Origin of the sequence: Deinococcus piscis (genome assembly GCF_014653275.1) — a bacterium.
In the GTDB taxonomy this organism is placed as follows: Bacteria; Deinococcota; Deinococci; order Deinococcales; family Deinococcaceae; genus Deinococcus; species Deinococcus piscis.
In genome coordinates this window covers 141,183-156,027 of sequence record NZ_BNAL01000001.1, presented here as the reverse complement: position 1 = coordinate 156,027, position 14,845 = coordinate 141,183, and the positions used below count along the sequence as shown (strand labels likewise).

Here is a 14,845-nt window from a genome sequence, read left to right as displayed (position 1 = left end):
AGGGGCAAACGTGCCGCTCCCCGGTTCACGGTGCCCCGTGCGGGCGGGTGGAATACTGAATACATGACGACTTTTTCTGCAACCGAACCGAATCCCGACCTCCCCAACCCGGAGCCGCAGGGCGGCCTGTACGACGTTGCTATCGTGGGCGGCGGTCCGGTGGGGCTGGCGGCGGCCATCGCCTGCAAGCGTCACGGCCTAAGCTACGTGGTTCTGGAAAAGGGCTGCGTGGTCAACGCCATTTTTGACTACCCCACCGACATGACATTCTTTACCACTGCGCCGGAGCTGGAAATCGGCGGGCACCCGTTCGTAAGTCCTTTCGACAAGCCCAAGCGCGTAGATGCCTTGCAGTATTACCGCAAGGTGACGCAGGCCGAGGGGCTGAACGTGCGCCAGTACACCCGCGTGGAAAAGGTCCACGCCGCGCCCGCTGGCTTCACGCTGCAAGTCGAAGCGCAGGACGGCCGCCAGGACGTGGTCGAAGCCCGGCGCATGATTGTGGCCACCGGCTACTACGACAGCCCCGTGCAGATGGGGATTCCCGGTGAGGACAGCGAAAATGTCAGCCACTACTACACCGAGGCGCACCCCTTTTTCGGGCTGAATGTGACCATCATTGGCGCGGGCAACTCGGCGGCGGACGCGGCGCTGGACCTGATGAACGCCGGAGCCAATGTGACGATGGTGGTGCGCGGCGAAGGCATCCGCAATACGGTCAAATACTGGGTCAAGCCCAACCTCGAAAACCGAATCAAGGAAGGCCGGATTGCCGCGCATTTCCGCTCGCAGGTCGTGGAAATCCTCCCGGACGCGGTGCGGGTGCAGCGTGAGGACGGCACCACGTTCTTGCTGCCCACGCACTTTACCTTTGCCATGACCGGCTACCTGCCGGACCTGGACTTTTTGGAAGGGCTGAATGTGGCGGAGCAGGCCGATGGGTGCCTGGTGCTGAGTGAGCATCACGAGAGTACCGTGCCGGGCCTGTTCGTGGCGGGCAGCGCGGGCTATGCGGGGCGCACCAATCAGGTCTTTATCGAAAATGGCCGGATTCATGCTGAGCATGCGGTGTCCGAAATTGCCCGGCAGCTGGCGTCCGCTGGGGCGCGGGGGGGCGCGGCCCTCTAGCGTGTGGCCCCGGCTGAGGGTAAAGGCCCCGGTAAGACAACTTGCCATTGCCGGGGCAGGACTTGAAATACTGCTGGGATGAAGGTCATTTCTCTTTTGCTGCCCACGGCGCTGCTGCTAGGCGCTGCTTCTGCTCAGGTTTTCACTGCGCAGGTGCCTACTCCTCAGGCACCCACCCAGACACCGACTTTTCAGACTTCAGCGGTTCAGGCGGCCCCCGCTCCGGCGCAGGCCGCCCCGCAGTCGGTGGCTGCGCCACTGGTCCTGAGCTTCAAAGCGCAGGTGCCTGCTTACAAAAATGGTCAGAAGACCTCTGTTCCGCTGACCCGCGAACTGCGGATTCCCGCTGAGCGTGCGGCCATCATTCGTCAGCGCGGCATCATCACGCAGAGCCTGGGCGAAGACCTGGACAAGTGGGTGAAGGAACTGGGCAGCGGCGGCGGTGCCCGCTTTGAGCAGCAGCAGGGCGGGTGGGTGCTGGTGCAGTATGACCTCTTCAAGCTGGACCCCGAAGCCACCCGCACTGCGCTGCTGGCTGCCATCAAGGACCCGGCCATGAAGCCTGTTCAGGTCAAGGTGCAGTCCCAGACCGCGCCTGAGCGCGACCTGAACTTCTTTATCAGCCGGGGCATCACGGGGCACCTGGGCACCGGCAACACCAACTACAAGGGCAGCTCCAAGGCCCGCATGACCAACATTCACGTGGGCGCTGGCCGCTTCAAGGACCGGCTGTTTGAGGGCGGCACCTTTTCCTTCAATCAGTTCCTGGGACCGATCAACCGGGCTGCGGGCTATGTGGACGGTCTGGTGATTGCTGGTGACCGTACCGAGGAAGGGCTGGGAGGCGGTATCTGCCAGGTCAGCACCACGGTGTTCCGCAGCCTATACCGCGCTGGGCTGCCGGTGGTGGAGCGCTCGCCGCACTCCTACCAGGTGGGTTACTACAAGCCGCAGGGCCTGGACGCCGCCATCTACCAGCCCAGCCTGGACCTGAAGTTCAAGAACGATACTGGCGGGGCCATCTGGTTCCAGACCGACTGGAACGACGCCACCGGCGAATTCAACGTGTACGCTTTTGGCAAGCCCCGCGACTTCGAGGTGCGCCTGAGCGAGCCGCGCGTCATCAAGACCATTCCCGCGCCCGCCGACCGCACCATCGTCAGCTCCAAGCTGGCCGCCGGTCAGCGCCAGCAGGTGGACTGGGCCATGCCTGGTGGGACCCTGGAAGTAGACCGCCTGTTTGTCCGCAGTGGACAGGTGTTCAAGAAGGAAACGCTCAAGAGCAACTACCGCCCCTGGCCCAACATTTTCCTGGTGGGCAAGTAAGCCGCCGGGCAAGTAGAATCAGCGTAACGCGCAGAGTGGAGGGCCAAACAGGTCGGCCCTCTGCTTTTTGTTGGGCCGTCTTCTAGTATGGGAGGCGTGCGCCGCTTCTGCCTCGCCCTCTTTCTTCTGCCGCTGTTCTCCTGCGGCCCCGCCCCCGAGCGCCACCTGGCAGGTGTGCTGCGCTACGAAGCCCCAGCCGGCCAGCACCGCTCCGGCTCGCTGACCTATGACCTGACTCCGCCGCCTTACGGCGACCACAATGCCCTGTGGCAAAGCTGCGGCGTATATCCAGCGCCCATCTATGCCGAATACGCGCTACACAGCCTCGCGCATGGGGCGGTGTGGCTGACTTACCGTCCGGACCAGGTGCCCGACCCGGCGGCACTGGCAGCCCTCGCCAGCGGCAAAAAGGTGCTGCTCAGCCCGGAGCCGGGGCAGGAGTCGGCAGTGATGGCAACCGCCTGGAATGCCCAGCTGACCGCTGAGCGCGCTGATGATTCCCGCCTGGGCCAGTTTGTCACCGAGTTCGTGGACGCAGCCACTGCCCCCGAAGCGGGCCGCAGTTGCGACAAGGGGCATACGGCGGTGCGGGAGTAGTCTCCTCCCGGCCCCCGCCAAGTTGGCAGTCTGCGGAAGTGGAGCGACTTTGTTCTGACTCCTGCTGTCCTCTGTTCCGAAGTGGAGAGCCACTTCTACACCCAGAAGTGACTTACCACCAACCCTGACGCCGGAACAGCCAGAACATGCCCAGCGCCACCGCCAGCATGCTGCTCAGCGCTGCGCCGTAACCCCAGGGCTTGTTCAGCTCGGGCATGTACTCAAAGTTCATGCCCCAGATTCCGGCCATAAAGGTCAGCGGCAGGAAAATGGCCGACACCACCGTCAGGGTCTTCATCACCTGGTTGACGTTGTTGCTGATGACGCTGCCGAAGGCGCCCATCATGCTGCCCAGAATGTTGGAGGTGATGGTCGCCATCTCAATCGCCTGAAGATTCTCAATCAATACGTCGTCTAGCAGGTCGGCGTCGTCCTCATAGGTCTGAAAAATCCGGTCGCGCTTGGCCCGCTCCATCATCGCCTCGTTGGCCTTGAGGCCGGTGATGAAGTACACCATGCTTTTTTCGAAGTTCAGCAGGTCCAGCAATTCTTCGTTGCGGGTGCTGTTTTCGAGGCGGTCCTCGATGCGCTCCACATCGCGGTTGATCTGGCGGATATCAATCAAGAAGCGCTGGGCGTTGCGCAGAAACAGCTGCAGCGTCAGCCGGTTTTTCTTGGATGTGCTGATGCGCCGCACGAAGCCGCTCACCACGTCGCGGATCAGCGGATTGTCTATCGCGCAAATGGTGACCAGGCAGTGATCGGTATGCAGGATGCCCAGCGGCACGGTGTCGTAGGGAATATCGCTGTCTTCGGGCAGGCGGTAGCTGGTCTGCATGATGATCAGCAGCTCGCCGTCTTCGCGCTCAAAGCGGGAGCGTTCGTCCGGGTCAAGCGGATAGCTCAGCACATCGATGTCCAGCCCCGTTTCGCGGCTGATGCGGGCCAGCTCCTCGATGGTGGGGTCAGTGGCGTTGATCCAGCAGCCGTCGGTGTAGCTATCGATGGTGGTCAGTTTGCCGCCCACCGAGCGGTAATAGGTCAGCATGGGCGGCCCTCAGAGATCAGGCGTGCAGTGGAACCTAGGGGCGCAGAGAGTAGGGACGCAGTGAATGGAGATGCAGTGAAGTCGTGCATGGGTGAACCTCCCAGAAGGGCAGGAGCAGAGGCGAAGAATGACAGGTCGCAGGGCTGGAACTGGGGGGTTCGGGGTCAGCTTGCATAGGATTCATTCAGTCACCTCCTTGTGGCCGCGTGGGCAGGTTCAGCAAGAAGGGGCCGCAGAGACAAACGGTGGTCAGCATGCGGCCCGCAATTTTGGGCTTATCTATTGTAAGCGCTTGGCCTGCTGGGAAGCACGCCCGCAGGCAGGGACGACCAGCCCCAGGCAGGATGTCGGCCAAACGAAGCGGTGCCCACGCCGCAGAGAACGGGGCACCGCATTACGCTGAGAAATGCTGCGCTCGGGAGCTACAGCTCAGGCGTGCTCAGGCTCAAAGCCGAACATGCCTCTGAGGTCAAAGTCCAGGCTCTCGCCACCAGCCTTGATGGTCTGCGACAGGCTCTTGGTTTCGGGGAACAGGCGGTCAAAGTAAAACTTTGCGGTGTCCAGCTTGGCCTGATAGAAGCCGTCTAAATCCTGACCGGCAGCCACTTTCTCGGCGGCGATTTTCGCCATGCGTGCCCACAGGTAGCCGTACACCACGTGCCCGAAGTAGCGCAGGTAATCCACCGCCACGGCGTTGACCTCATCCTGGCCTTTGTCGCCACTGTCCATGGCTTTTTGGCCGACCAGCATGGTCAGGGTGGCGAGTTGGTTGGCCGCCTTGCCCAGCTGGGTGATGTACTCGCCTACTGCCTCGTCGTCTTCATTCTCTTCGGCAAAGGCTTGCAGGGTGCCGGCCAGGGCCTGCAACTTCTTGCCGCCATCCATCAGCACTTTGCGGCCCAGCAGGTCCAGGCTCTGAATGCCGTTGGTGCCTTCGTAAATCTGGCCGATGCGGGCGTCGCGCACGTACTGCTCCATGCCCCACTCGGCAATGTAGCCGTGACCGCCGAAGACCTGCTGGCTCTGCACCGCCACGTTAAAGCCGTTGTCGGTCATAAAGGCTTTGGCGATGGGGGTCAGCAGCGCCACGGTGTCGGCGGCTTCTTTTTGCTTGGCCTCAATGGGGTGGTGCGCTTCGGTATCCAGCGCCAGTGCTAGCCACAGCGCCAGGGCACGCCCCGCTTCGTTGTAGGCGCGGCCCGTCATCAGCATGCGGCGCACATCGGGGTGCACGATGATGGGGTCGGCGGGCTGGTCCGGGGTCACGCGGGGCTCGGCCCGCATCTGAATCCGGTCTTTGGCGTAGGCCACAGCGTTCTGGTAGGCGATTTCACCGATACCCAGGCCCTGCATGCCAGTGCCCAGCCGGGCCGCATTCATCATGATGAACATGTGGTTCATACCACGGTTGATCTCACCGACCAGCCAGCCTTTGGCACCGTCAAAGTTCAGCACAGCGGTAGCGTTGCCGTGAATGCCCATCTTGTGCTCCAGGCTGCCGCACACCACGCCGTTGCGCTCGCCGGGCGTGCCGTCCGCACCGGGGATGAACTTGGGCACCAGGAACAGCGAGATGCCTTTGGTGCCTTCGGGGCTGCCTTCCAGGCGGGCCAGCACCAGGTGAATGATGTTGTCGGTCAAGTCGTGCTCGCCCGCGCTGATGAAAATCTTGGTGCCGGTGATGGCGTAGGTGCCGTCGCCGTTGTCCGCCGCCTTGGTGCGGATAATGCCCAGGTCGGTCCCGGCGTGCGGCTCGGTCAGGCACATGGTGCCGGTCCACTCACCGCTGATGAGCTTGGGCAGGTACAGCGCCTGCAACTCAGGGCTGCCTACTTCGCTCAGGGCTGAAACTGCGCCGTGGGTCAGGCCAGGGTACATGGCCCAGGCCACGTTGGCGCTGTTCATCATTTCCAGCATGGCGTTGGCGACGGTGTGTGGCATGCCCTGGCCGCCCCACTTGGGATCGGCGTCCAGCGCGGGCCAACCGGCCTGCACATACTTCTGGTAGGCGGCCTTGAAGCCGTCCGGGGTCTTGACGTCGCCATTTTCGCTGCGATGGCACCCCTGCTGGTCACCCACCTGGTTCAGCGGCAGCAGCTCACCCTCCACAAAACGGGCCGCTTCTTCAATCACCTGATTCATCAGGTCGGCGTCGGCGGTTTCGTTCTCCTGATAAAAGGGCATCTGGGCCAGCTGGGCCGGGGCGTCCAGCAGTTCGTTGATGATGAAGCGGAAATCACGTAGTGGAGCTTTGTACTGAGGCATAGAGATTCTCCTTGGGACTGAGCCGAACGGGTGTGGCGGAAGCAGGGGCAGGGCGGCGGACAGTGGAGCAGGGAAAGGGAGCGGGGAGTGCAGTACCTGTGTTGCCCGACATCAGCGCCCCAAACAAGTGCCAAACCCGTACCCACAAAACTGAAGTTTCAAAAACTTGAACCAAGTCTAATATTTTCCGGGAGGCTGGGTCAATCCGCTCGCCAAGAAGATGCACATCTGTTTGTCAAATGCCCTGGACTATTGCACTACGCAACCGTGTTATTTCTCTCTGTGTTGGACGGCAGATTGAAATATCTTTGCACCGAATGTGCTTGGTCTCACCTGCCTCTGCTGAATGTAGGACGGCAGCAGGGTGCCAGGTGGGCACGCTACTCCCACCACCGTCTCTTCGGGCCTCTTTTTCCTGGTTTCCCTGGTTGGAAAGGCCCCTTTTTCAAATTTCTGCCCAGGAGTACTGAAATTACTGTGACGACTTCCGAACATTCCAGTCTGATCTGGCAGCTGAAAAAGATGGACCTGTTTGCCGACCTGGCGCTGGACGAGCTGGAGAGGCTGGCTGCGGTCACGCTGCCCCGCACCTATCAGGCTGGCGAGGCGATCTACCGCATGGACGACCCAGCCGACGCCCTCTATCTGGTATGCAGCGGCATGGTCAAAGTCTCGCGGCTGTTTCCCAATGGCAAGGAGGCAATTCTGGGCGTGGTCGGTGCTCAGGGCAGTTTTGGCGAGTTGCAGCTGTGCCCCGGCGAGCGCCGCCCCAGTCAGGCCGAAGCGCTGGAGCCCACCCAGCTGCTTGCTCTGCCGCAGACCGAGTTGCAGCGCCTGATTGAGCTGCAGCCTGAGCTGGCCCTCAGGCTGATCGGAATGCTGACCGTCCGGCTCTTTGAGGCCCAGCAGTGGTGCGCTGTCGTCAGTGCGTACTCGGCCAGTGAGCGGGTCGCCAGCCTGCTGGCCCGCTTGGGCCGCGAGTTCGGCGTGCCGCATCCCCAGGGCACCGAACTGAGGGTCAAGCTCAATCAAGAAGACCTGGCCCGCATGATTGGGGCCACCCGCGAAACTGTCAGCCAATCGCTGCACAAGCTGCGCTGTCAGGGAGCCGTTATGCGTCAGCGCAGTCCTTTTGTCCTGAATGTGGAAGCGCTGGAAGCCTATATCAACGCTGCGGACCGCTGAAATCTTGCGGCGCACGGCGCAGCACGCACCATAAAAAGGGCGACAGGGGAGCAACCGCTGGGTTGTCACAGCACAGCGGTTGCTTTCAGTTGGAAGCTGGCTCAGGGAGTGCGTTCCAGGTCGTAGCCTGTCACCTTGGTCACGGGGCTGGGGTTCTCTGGACCAACTCCAGCGCGGCTGTCATACAGGTTCCAGCCCCGCTGCACCTTCATCTCTGGGAGCCGTACGGGTTCCGTGAGTCCTGGGAAGGTGGCCGCCTGAAGGCTGTAGATCAGGTATTTGCTGTTACGGGCAAACTGCTCGCCCAGGTTGTAGGTGGCGTCGTTGTTGGCGTCGTCAAAGACAATCACCTGATACGCCCCGGCCACCGAGACGGTGGTGGGAAGGTCCAGCCCATAACTCCAGCGGCCATCCGGCTGAAGGACCACATTCTGGGGCAGGGTGGAGCGGCTGATGGGGCCTTCGGGAAAGCTGACGCCCATCACGCCCACGCGCAAGCGGGCTCCCTCACGCCACTCGCCGGCAATCACTCCGCTGACATCGTGGTCTGCTGGAGCTTTGGGGGGTTTGGGAGCGGTCTGACAGCCTGCCAGCAGCAGGGGGAGGGTCAGGCCAGCGGCCAGCAGGGGTCTATTCATGTCTTTAGGGTAGGCGACAGGCCCAGCCCTGTGGTGAACGTGAGGGGGCACTGGACGGTGGGGAGGTGCAGTACCTGATTTCACACTCAGCCCGACCAGCAGCGGAATGGTCTTTGGCCATCAGAGTCACTACACTGGGCGCATGTTTACTCCTCCCAGCGCCGGTCAGCGCCTGCATCTCAACTTCAACGAGAACAATCTCGGCATCTCGCCGCTGGCCCGCGAGGCGCTGGAAGGCTGCCTGACCCAGGTGAACCGTTACCCCGATGCCCCCCACGCCGAACTGGTCGCGGCCCTGGCCGAGCATCACGGGGTCAGTGCCGCACAAGTGGTGCTCGGCGCGGGGTCGTCACAGAGCATTCACGTCATTATTGAAGCGGTATCGCGCCGGGCGCAGGACGCCGGGCAGCCTACGCAGGTGGTGATGCCGCTGCCGACCTTCGATGCTGGCCTGACAGCGTCAGCGGCGCGGCGCTTGCCGGTCCGTGGGATTCCGCTGCTGGACAACCTGGAAGCCGACCTGAAGGGTCTCCGGGCCGCCTGCGAGGACTTCGCGGGGCAGAGCATCGTGTATCTGTGCAATCCCAACAACCCCACCGGCACTGTGGTGTCCAGCGCCGAGCTTAAGGCCTGGGTGCAGAGCGCCCCGCAGACCTTTTTTCTGATTGACGAAGCGTATGTGGAGTTTGTTACCGACACGCGCTTCGAGGAGGCGGACGCCTGGGTGCGTGAAGGGCTGCCCAATGTCTGCGTGGTCCGCACCTTTTCCAAGCTGCACGGGCTGGCGGGTCTGCGGGTGGGCTATAGCCTGTCCACCGCTGAAGACGCCGGGCTATTTGCCGGTTTTGTGCCGGAAATGCCGGTGAACCTGCCGGGCCTGCTGGCGGCCCGCGCCTCGCTGGCCGATACCGAGTTTCAGCGCCGCAGCCTGGAGCAAACCCTGCAAGCCCGTGACATCGTGGTGCAGACCTTGGACCGCCTGGGCCTGCGCTACGTGGGTCCAAACGGCAATTTCGTGTTTCATGAGCTGCCCGCGTCGGTGGGAGGCAACCGCAGCTACCGTCACCGGATGAGCGAGCTGCATATCGTGGTAGGGCGTGATTTCCCCGCCTATGAAGGCTGGAACCGTCTTTCGCTGGGCACGCCCGACGAAATGCGCCACATGACGGCCCAGATGATGGAGGTGCTGGGGCAGGTGGAGTAAACAGGTGGAGTAAAGGCGAGGAGCCTGACTCGCGGAGGCGGTGCGGCAGGCTTTGCTTCAATCCCTTGTCCTAATCCCGTGTATTGCCCAGCTCGGCGTACTGCCACCAGTGCAGCAGTGCGCCGATGCTGAGTGTACCCACCAGGGCAGGGAGCAAAAGCTGGAGCGGGCTCACCTGGGCCGCGATCACCGGGCCAGCGATGCCCGCCCACAAGGCTGGGGCTGCCCACGGCACCCATGCGCCGCCGCCCAGCGCTGTGGCGAACTGACTGACGACGGTGATTCCCAGCACAGCGCCGATGCCGGGCAGGTACCCGCGTGCCGCGCTGGCAACGTACGCAGCAGGCAACATGCTGACTGCCACGAGGACGGCCATCACCAGCAGTTTCCAGGCACCCGGCAGGCTGCCGTGCAGCGTCAGACCGCTGAGCACACCGCCCAGCAGCACCAGACCAACAGCCAGGAGACTGAGCACCGCCGCCCAACCCAGCGTAATGAGGGCTTTTGCCAGGGCGATATGGGCGCGGGGCACCGGTTGAGCAAACAATCCCACCACGGTCTGCTCAGTAAATTCCCTTCCGGCGCACCAACTGGCAACGGTGCCCACGCCCAGGCCCAGCGCTGGGGCGACCACCTGCGCTGCGAGACTGTACAGCGCTTCCCAGCCCGCACCATGCATCAGGGCCTGCGCTTTCAGGGCAGTGGGTGTGCCGGGTGCCGTGGAGGCCAGCACATATCCGCCCACCGAAATCAGCGGCACCAGCAGCACCAGAGAAAGTGTAGTGAGCCAGACCAAGGGGGCCAGGCGGAACTTCAGCAGTTCTACGCGCAGGGCTGTCAGGAGGCCATTCATACCGCTGCTCCGGCTTCTTCCTGCGCCAGCACCTTGCTAAAAAAAGCCCTTTCCAGGTCAGGGGCCTGTGGGTCAAGCGTGCCAATGATCTGGCCTCTGTGCATGACACTGATGTGATCTGCCATGCGCGCCAGTTCGTCCAGGTGGTGACTGGAGACCAGCACCGCCGCGCCGCGCACCGCAGCCCTACGCAGGAGGCCGCGTAGGCGGACCAGCGCCAGCGGGTCAAGGGCGTTTCCTGGCTCGTCCAGCACCAGTACGCAAGGGTCATGCAGCAGGGCTGCACCCAGCCCGATTTTCTGCCGGGTGCCCAGGGAAAGTGTGCGGGCGCGGCGGTCAATCCAGGCACTCATGTTCAGCGCTTCCGCCACCTGCGTGATGCGTGAAGAGATGTCCTGTTCCGGCACCCCGCGCAGCTGAGCCGCGACCCACAGATTCTGGCGGGCCGTCAGTTCCGGGTAACAGGGCGGCACTTCGATCTGGTGGCCCACTTGCCGCCACAGACTGCTGGGAGCGTGCGCCAGGTCGTGGCCGAGCAGTGTCACGCGGCCCCCATCTGGGCGGAGCATGCCCAGCATGACGCGCATCAGCGTGGTTTTGCCTGCGCCGTTCAGGCCCACCAGCGCGTGAATAGACCCAGGTTCTACCTTCAGGGTGACCTGTTGCAGCGCCAGGTGATCTCCAAGTGTTTTGGAGATGTTCTGCACGGCCAGGGCTGTCATGCTGAACCTTGTAAGGTGTCCAGCGCCTGAAGAATGACATCGTTGAGTGCCGCTCCTGAGTCCGCATCCCACGTGAGCAGCGCGGCAGTCAGCGCTCCGATGCACGCGCCTGCTGCCGCCTGTGCTTCCAGCGGAGAAGCTCCGCCCTCCTGCAGCGCTGCGGCGATGGCCTGCGTGGTGGCGTGGTTGCTCTCCCACATTTGCGTCCTGAGTCCCGCGTGGCTCCGGATAAGTTGGAGGGTCAGGCCAAGTTGCTCTCTTTCCAGGGGCGGCAGTTCGGTCATCTCTGCCCAACTTTGCCGTAGCCCGCGCCGTGCCCGCTCGAAGGGCGGCAAGGTCACAGGCTGGGCTGCTACGCCAGCGGCAATCAGTGGATCGAAGGGGTCGCCGATCACCAACGCTTCCTTGGTAGCGAAGTGCCGGAAGACCGTCATATGCGATACCCCCGCCGCTTCAGCAAGTTCGTTCACGGTTACGCCACCGAACCCACGTGCAGTGAACAGCTCAAGGGCCACCTTCCTGATGTGTTCTCTGGTGCGCTGGGTTCGGTCAGTCATGCCGTAATGTTAGTCGATAACATTCACGCCATCAAGGCTCCTCTGGTGAGTCCAATGGGCGCAGGGGTCAGAGCAGTGCAGGTTGAGCAGTGCTGGACAGATCACACCAGGCAGGCATTCTCTGTTATGTCATTTACATAATTTGTATTAGAATATCTGTATGAAAAACGCTCCGCTCATTTTGGAATTTGGCAGTGTGCGCCTGCCGGTCAGCCCTGACGGGTTGCTGCGGGCTGGGCATGCACTGGAGCAACTTGACGCTGGCCGGGTGGACTGGGACTGGTTCAGCGATAAGCATGGCCTGCGCAGTCCCAAGCGCGATTTTGGGGAAGGCCCTGAGCCTACGCTGAGCGTGGCCGAGTTCACGGCGCTGGCTTTCCGGCTGGATACCCCGGCGGCGCGGCGCTGGCGCAAGCGGGCGCAGGAGCTGCTGGGCGCAGCCATGCAGGGTGACGTGAAGCTGGCAGCGCAGATTGCCGAGCGCAACCCTGACCCTGCCGAGCGGCGCTGGCTGGCCGCCCGGCTGGAAAGCACCGAAGCCCGCCGCGAACTGCTGAGCACGGTGGCCCGCCGGGGCGGGCACGGCCCGGTGTACCGGCAGCTGGGAAGCCTGAGCAACCGCTCGGTGCTGGGCATGAACAGCACGGCCCTGCGCCGCGAGCGTGGCGTCAGGAACACCCGCGACGGCCTGAGTAGCGCTGAGCTGCTGCGAATGGCCTACCTGGACACGGCCACTGCCCGCGCCCTGGAAGAGCGGGGCGTGCAGGGCAACGCCGACATCCTGGCCGTGCACAGTGAAACGCTGGCCCGCGAGCAGCGGCTGTGGGAGGCTGGGGCACTGCCCCGAAGCGGCTAAGCCGGGACGGGAGGGCTGGGCGCGGCGCGTCCCTAAACGCTCCTTGAACTGTTTCCAGCTTTTGGGGCGGCGGGGGCGTGCCACCCTTGGGCATGACCAATAGCGATGATCTGAAATACCAGAACGCCTCCAGCCAAGACGCCGCCGAAGGTGAGCGCGAGGAAGACCGCCAGCAGCCGGACGCGCCTCAGGTGAGCAGCCAGGACCCCGCCGAGGGCAGCCGCAGTAGCGCAGAAGACAGCGCCGCTCCCCAGCGTGATTGAGCGCTGTGGCTGAACCGTCCCTTTTCCTGCAGGCCGCCCCCTCCCTGAATGCCGAGCAACCGGCTGAGGAGCGGGTGGCTCTGCTGCTGTGGATGCGTGAGCGCCTGCTCACCGCATACGGCGAAAAGCCGCTGGTGCCCCGCCGCGAGCCGATGCACGAGCTGATCAGCACCATTCTCTCGCAGCGCACCAACTGGCGCGACGAGGACGCCGCCTACGCCGAGCTGCGCGAGTTGGGCGACTGGGACGCGATTGCGGCTGCTCCGGTCGAGCAGGTGGCCCATGCTATTCGCCGCTCCAACTACCCGGAGCAAAAAGCCCCCCGGATTCAGGCCACCCTGAAGGCCATCTGCGAGAAGCGCGGCGGCTACGATCTGGATTTTCTGGCTGAGTTGCCGGTGGCGGAGGGCCTGAGGTGGCTGACTGACCTGCCCGGTGTCGGTGTCAAGACAGCGTCTCTGGTGCTGCTGTTCAACTACGCCCGGCCCGTGTTTCCGGTGGATACCCATGTCCACCGCATCAACACGCGAGTAGGGACCATTCCCAAAATGGGAGAGCAAGCGGCGCACCGCGCCCTGCTGGCGCTGCTGCCACCAGACCCGCCGCTGCTGTACGACCTGCACATCAACCTGCTGAAGCACGGCCAGCAGGTGTGTACCTGGAATAGCCCCAAGTGCAGCCGCTGCGTGCTGCGTGAGCGCTGCGACGCCTACGCGGTCTACGGTGATGCGGTGCCCAGCTTCAAGAAGTGAGCCGGGCAGAATGAGCCGAACCTAAGGGGTTTCTGACCGCCCAGCAGGTCCATTCCCGCAGAAAGCTGTCAGAACTGCAGCTTGGCGGTTTTGCTGGAGTTTCTGCCGTCCTGCGAGTCGCCGGGCCTCCTGAAGGGGGCCACTTTCCAATTGATTCCAGTCGGCTGGGCTGTGCATTTCCCCCGCTGTGTCTGCTCTTGACAAAGGCCGACTTCTGGGGCAACTGGCACAATGGCGCGCAGGAGGAACACCATGAAAAACATTGCTTTTATCGGATTGCTGCTCTTGGGCAGCGCGGCGGCAACGCCTGGCCAGGGCCGGGGACAAGGACAGCAGGACTCTCAGGTGACGGGTGTAGTTGTGAAAGATGACTTGCCAGGAGCAGGACGCGGCCACCCCAACTCTGAGCGGCAGCAGGAGCACAAGGTGTCGATCTGCCACGCCACCAGTGCTGTGCGGAACAACGGGTATGTGGTGGTGAATGTTTCGCAGAACGCCGCAGAAGCCCACCTCCGGCACGAGCATCAGACTGGGCAGGGCCGGGGCCCGCGTGACCGGGTGGGCTCCGACCTGCAGAACTGCGAACCTGGAGATAGCGCTGATTCCTAGACCAGGGGTCTGCTTCGCAGCTTCGTAAGTCCAAATGGAGTGATCCGCGTACCTTTTTGCGGATCACTCCATTTCGCGTCCCTACCAGTATTCCGCACTTGCTTTCTGGTGAAGCTATTCCAGTCCGTTCAGAAAGAAAGCTTTTTTTGGGCGAGTGTCCTTCAACTGTCGCTTAGCGCCTTCGCTGGGAGGAGCACGCCATCTTCAGGGCAATGGCTTTAGCCCCGGTCACGCTCGCGCAGGACCAGCTGAATCAGGCCCGTGAGCAGCAACTCGGCGTCTGGGCCAGCGATGGGCTGCAACTCCTGCACGGTGAAGCGCCGTGACAGCAGCGAGCGGTTCTTGCTGATCCGGGCCACTTCTGCCCCCTGAGCGTCACGCACGGTATAGGTGGGGTTCACAAGGTAGTCAAAGCCCAGGGCCAGGAAGTTGCCCACAAAGGGAATGGCGTCTACCGCGCCTTCTACAAAGCTCATCCAGGGCTTGTCGTCGCGGATGGTGTAGCGCGGCTGGCCCTGGGCGTCCAGCAGGTCGTAGGCTGCTCCCCAGAGGGTCCGTACGCCCTGTGACCCCAGCGCACCAACGGGGCGGCCATCCCCGGCCACAATCAGACGCTGCGCTTTCCAGTCCATAGCGCCTGCCAACAAGCCCTTGGCCCGGATGGAATAAATCTGCTGACGCTTGGCTTCGTCGGCGTAGATGCGGACTTCGTCGCGCACGCTGAACAGCTTTTCTTTGACCACCGCCAGCAGCCGCCCTTCAGCGTCTGTTACCCGAATCTCGGTGCGGACGCTGAGGCGGAATTCCATTTGGACAGGGAAAGTGACGTATTGCAGGGTCAT

Annotated in this window: 16 protein-coding genes; 9 read left to right on the top strand and 7 right to left on the bottom strand. The window is 63.0% G+C overall.

What is annotated here, in order from left to right:
• Window positions 1-63 precede the first annotated feature (63 nt).
• From IE158_RS00775 to IE158_RS00765, 3 genes are all read left to right on the top strand, one after another.
• Complete coding sequence (locus IE158_RS00775) at window positions 64-1,128, top strand: YpdA family putative bacillithiol disulfide reductase (RefSeq protein ID WP_229838808.1); 1,065 nt, start codon at window positions 64-66, stop codon at window positions 1,126-1,128.
• A 78-nt stretch (window positions 1,129-1,206) separates the two neighbouring features.
• Window positions 1,207-2,454 carry a VanW family protein gene (locus tag IE158_RS00770; RefSeq protein WP_189641749.1) on the top strand — a complete coding sequence of 416 codons (1,248 nt, stop codon included), beginning with the start codon at window positions 1,207-1,209 and terminating at the stop codon, window positions 2,452-2,454.
• A 96-nt stretch (window positions 2,455-2,550) separates the two neighbouring features.
• Window positions 2,551-3,051, top strand: coding sequence for a thioredoxin-like domain-containing protein (locus IE158_RS00765; protein ID WP_229838807.1), 501 nt, complete (start codon window positions 2,551-2,553; stop codon window positions 3,049-3,051).
• Between the two features lie 112 nt (window positions 3,052-3,163).
• Here the strand turns inward: IE158_RS00765 and IE158_RS00760 are convergent, their stop codons facing one another.
• Both IE158_RS00760 and IE158_RS00755 read right to left on the bottom strand, forming a co-directional pair.
• Entirely contained in the window at window positions 3,164-4,099 is a 936-nt protein-coding gene (locus tag IE158_RS00760) for a magnesium transporter CorA family protein (RefSeq protein WP_189641747.1), read from the bottom strand.
• Between the two features lie 429 nt (window positions 4,100-4,528).
• Window positions 4,529-6,364, bottom strand: coding sequence for an acyl-CoA dehydrogenase C-terminal domain-containing protein (locus IE158_RS00755; RefSeq protein WP_189641746.1), 1,836 nt, complete (start codon window positions 6,362-6,364; stop codon window positions 4,529-4,531).
• Window positions 6,365-6,841: 477 nt separating this feature from the next.
• Between IE158_RS00755 and IE158_RS00750 the strand changes: the two genes are divergently transcribed.
• A complete protein-coding gene (locus IE158_RS00750) occupies window positions 6,842-7,549 on the top strand; it encodes a Crp/Fnr family transcriptional regulator (RefSeq protein ID WP_229838806.1) in 708 nt (235 codons plus the stop codon).
• Between the two features lie 101 nt (window positions 7,550-7,650).
• On the opposite strand, the gene IE158_RS00745 is transcribed toward IE158_RS00750, so the two are convergent.
• Window positions 7,651-8,187, bottom strand: a complete 537-nt coding sequence (locus tag IE158_RS00745; RefSeq protein WP_189641745.1) for a hypothetical protein — start codon at window positions 8,185-8,187, stop codon at window positions 7,651-7,653.
• 142 nt (window positions 8,188-8,329) lie between these two features.
• Between IE158_RS00745 and IE158_RS00740 the strand changes: the two genes are divergently transcribed.
• On the top strand, window positions 8,330-9,391 hold the full coding sequence (locus IE158_RS00740) for a pyridoxal phosphate-dependent aminotransferase (protein ID WP_189641744.1): 1,062 nt from the start codon (window positions 8,330-8,332) through the stop codon (window positions 9,389-9,391).
• Between the two features lie 70 nt (window positions 9,392-9,461).
• On the opposite strand, the gene IE158_RS00735 is transcribed toward IE158_RS00740, so the two are convergent.
• From IE158_RS00735 to IE158_RS00725, 3 genes are read right to left on the bottom strand one after another with little or no spacing between them, the layout of a single operon-like run.
• Window positions 9,462-10,244: an ABC transporter permease gene (locus IE158_RS00735; RefSeq protein WP_189641743.1), complete on the bottom strand. Its 783-nt coding sequence runs from the start codon at window positions 10,242-10,244 to the stop codon at window positions 9,462-9,464.
• Window positions 10,241-10,966, bottom strand: coding sequence for an ABC transporter ATP-binding protein (locus tag IE158_RS00730; protein ID WP_189641742.1), 726 nt, complete (start codon window positions 10,964-10,966; stop codon window positions 10,241-10,243). Before IE158_RS00730 ends, IE158_RS00735 begins: the two co-directional genes overlap by 4 nt.
• Window positions 10,963-11,523 (bottom strand): TetR/AcrR family transcriptional regulator, encoded by a 561-nt coding sequence (locus IE158_RS00725; RefSeq protein WP_189641741.1) that lies wholly within the window; start codon window positions 11,521-11,523, stop codon window positions 10,963-10,965. Before IE158_RS00725 ends, IE158_RS00730 begins: the two co-directional genes overlap by 4 nt.
• 160 nt (window positions 11,524-11,683) lie before the next feature.
• Between IE158_RS00725 and ddrC the strand changes: the two genes are divergently transcribed.
• From ddrC to IE158_RS00705, 4 genes are all read left to right on the top strand, one after another.
• The gene (gene ddrC / locus IE158_RS00720) at window positions 11,684-12,379 is read left to right on the top strand and encodes a DNA damage response protein DdrC (protein ID WP_189641740.1); all 696 of its coding nucleotides are present in this window, start codon (window positions 11,684-11,686) and stop codon (window positions 12,377-12,379) included.
• Between the two features lie 92 nt (window positions 12,380-12,471).
• Complete coding sequence (locus IE158_RS00715; protein ID WP_189641739.1) at window positions 12,472-12,642, top strand: hypothetical protein; 171 nt, start codon at window positions 12,472-12,474, stop codon at window positions 12,640-12,642.
• Between the two features lie 92 nt (window positions 12,643-12,734).
• Window positions 12,735-13,394 (top strand): monofunctional DNA glycosylase, encoded by a 660-nt coding sequence (locus IE158_RS00710; protein ID WP_373295813.1) that lies wholly within the window; start codon window positions 12,735-12,737, stop codon window positions 13,392-13,394.
• Window positions 13,395-13,646: 252 nt separating this feature from the next.
• Window positions 13,647-14,003: a hypothetical protein gene (locus tag IE158_RS00705; RefSeq protein ID WP_189641738.1), complete on the top strand. Its 357-nt coding sequence runs from the start codon at window positions 13,647-13,649 to the stop codon at window positions 14,001-14,003.
• A gap of 218 nt (window positions 14,004-14,221) precedes the next feature.
• On the opposite strand, the gene IE158_RS00700 is transcribed toward IE158_RS00705, so the two are convergent.
• Window positions 14,222-14,845, bottom strand: coding sequence for an LURP-one-related/scramblase family protein (locus IE158_RS00700; RefSeq protein WP_189641737.1), 624 nt, complete (start codon window positions 14,843-14,845; stop codon window positions 14,222-14,224).

Bases quoted from the DNA above. Each gene is read 5' to 3' on its own strand.
- IE158_RS00775 (WP_229838808.1), top strand. From the start codon at position 64: ATGACGACTTTTTCTGCAACCGAACCGAATCCCGACCTCCCCAACCCG.
- IE158_RS00770 (WP_189641749.1), top strand. From the start codon at position 1,207: ATGAAGGTCATTTCTCTTTTGCTGCCCACGGCGCTGCTGCTAGGCGCT.
- IE158_RS00760 (WP_189641747.1), bottom strand. From the start codon at position 4,099: ATGCTGACCTATTACCGCTCGGTGGGCGGCAAACTGACCACCATCGAT.
- IE158_RS00755 (WP_189641746.1), bottom strand. From the start codon at position 6,364: ATGCCTCAGTACAAAGCTCCACTACGTGATTTCCGCTTCATCATCAAC.
- IE158_RS00745 (WP_189641745.1), bottom strand. From the start codon at position 8,187: ATGAATAGACCCCTGCTGGCCGCTGGCCTGACCCTCCCCCTGCTGCTG.
- IE158_RS00740 (WP_189641744.1), top strand. From the start codon at position 8,330: ATGTTTACTCCTCCCAGCGCCGGTCAGCGCCTGCATCTCAACTTCAAC.
- IE158_RS00735 (WP_189641743.1), bottom strand. From the start codon at position 10,244: ATGAATGGCCTCCTGACAGCCCTGCGCGTAGAACTGCTGAAGTTCCGC.
- IE158_RS00730 (WP_189641742.1), bottom strand. From the start codon at position 10,966: ATGACAGCCCTGGCCGTGCAGAACATCTCCAAAACACTTGGAGATCAC.
- IE158_RS00725 (WP_189641741.1), bottom strand. From the start codon at position 11,523: ATGACTGACCGAACCCAGCGCACCAGAGAACACATCAGGAAGGTGGCC.
- ddrC (WP_189641740.1), top strand. From the start codon at position 11,684: ATGAAAAACGCTCCGCTCATTTTGGAATTTGGCAGTGTGCGCCTGCCG.
- IE158_RS00715 (WP_189641739.1), top strand. From the start codon at position 12,472: ATGACCAATAGCGATGATCTGAAATACCAGAACGCCTCCAGCCAAGAC.
- IE158_RS00710 (WP_373295813.1), top strand. From the start codon at position 12,735: ATGCGTGAGCGCCTGCTCACCGCATACGGCGAAAAGCCGCTGGTGCCC.
- IE158_RS00705 (WP_189641738.1), top strand. From the start codon at position 13,647: ATGAAAAACATTGCTTTTATCGGATTGCTGCTCTTGGGCAGCGCGGCG.
- IE158_RS00700 (WP_189641737.1), bottom strand. From the start codon at position 14,845: ATGACCCTGCAATACGTCACTTTCCCTGTCCAAATGGAATTCCGCCTC.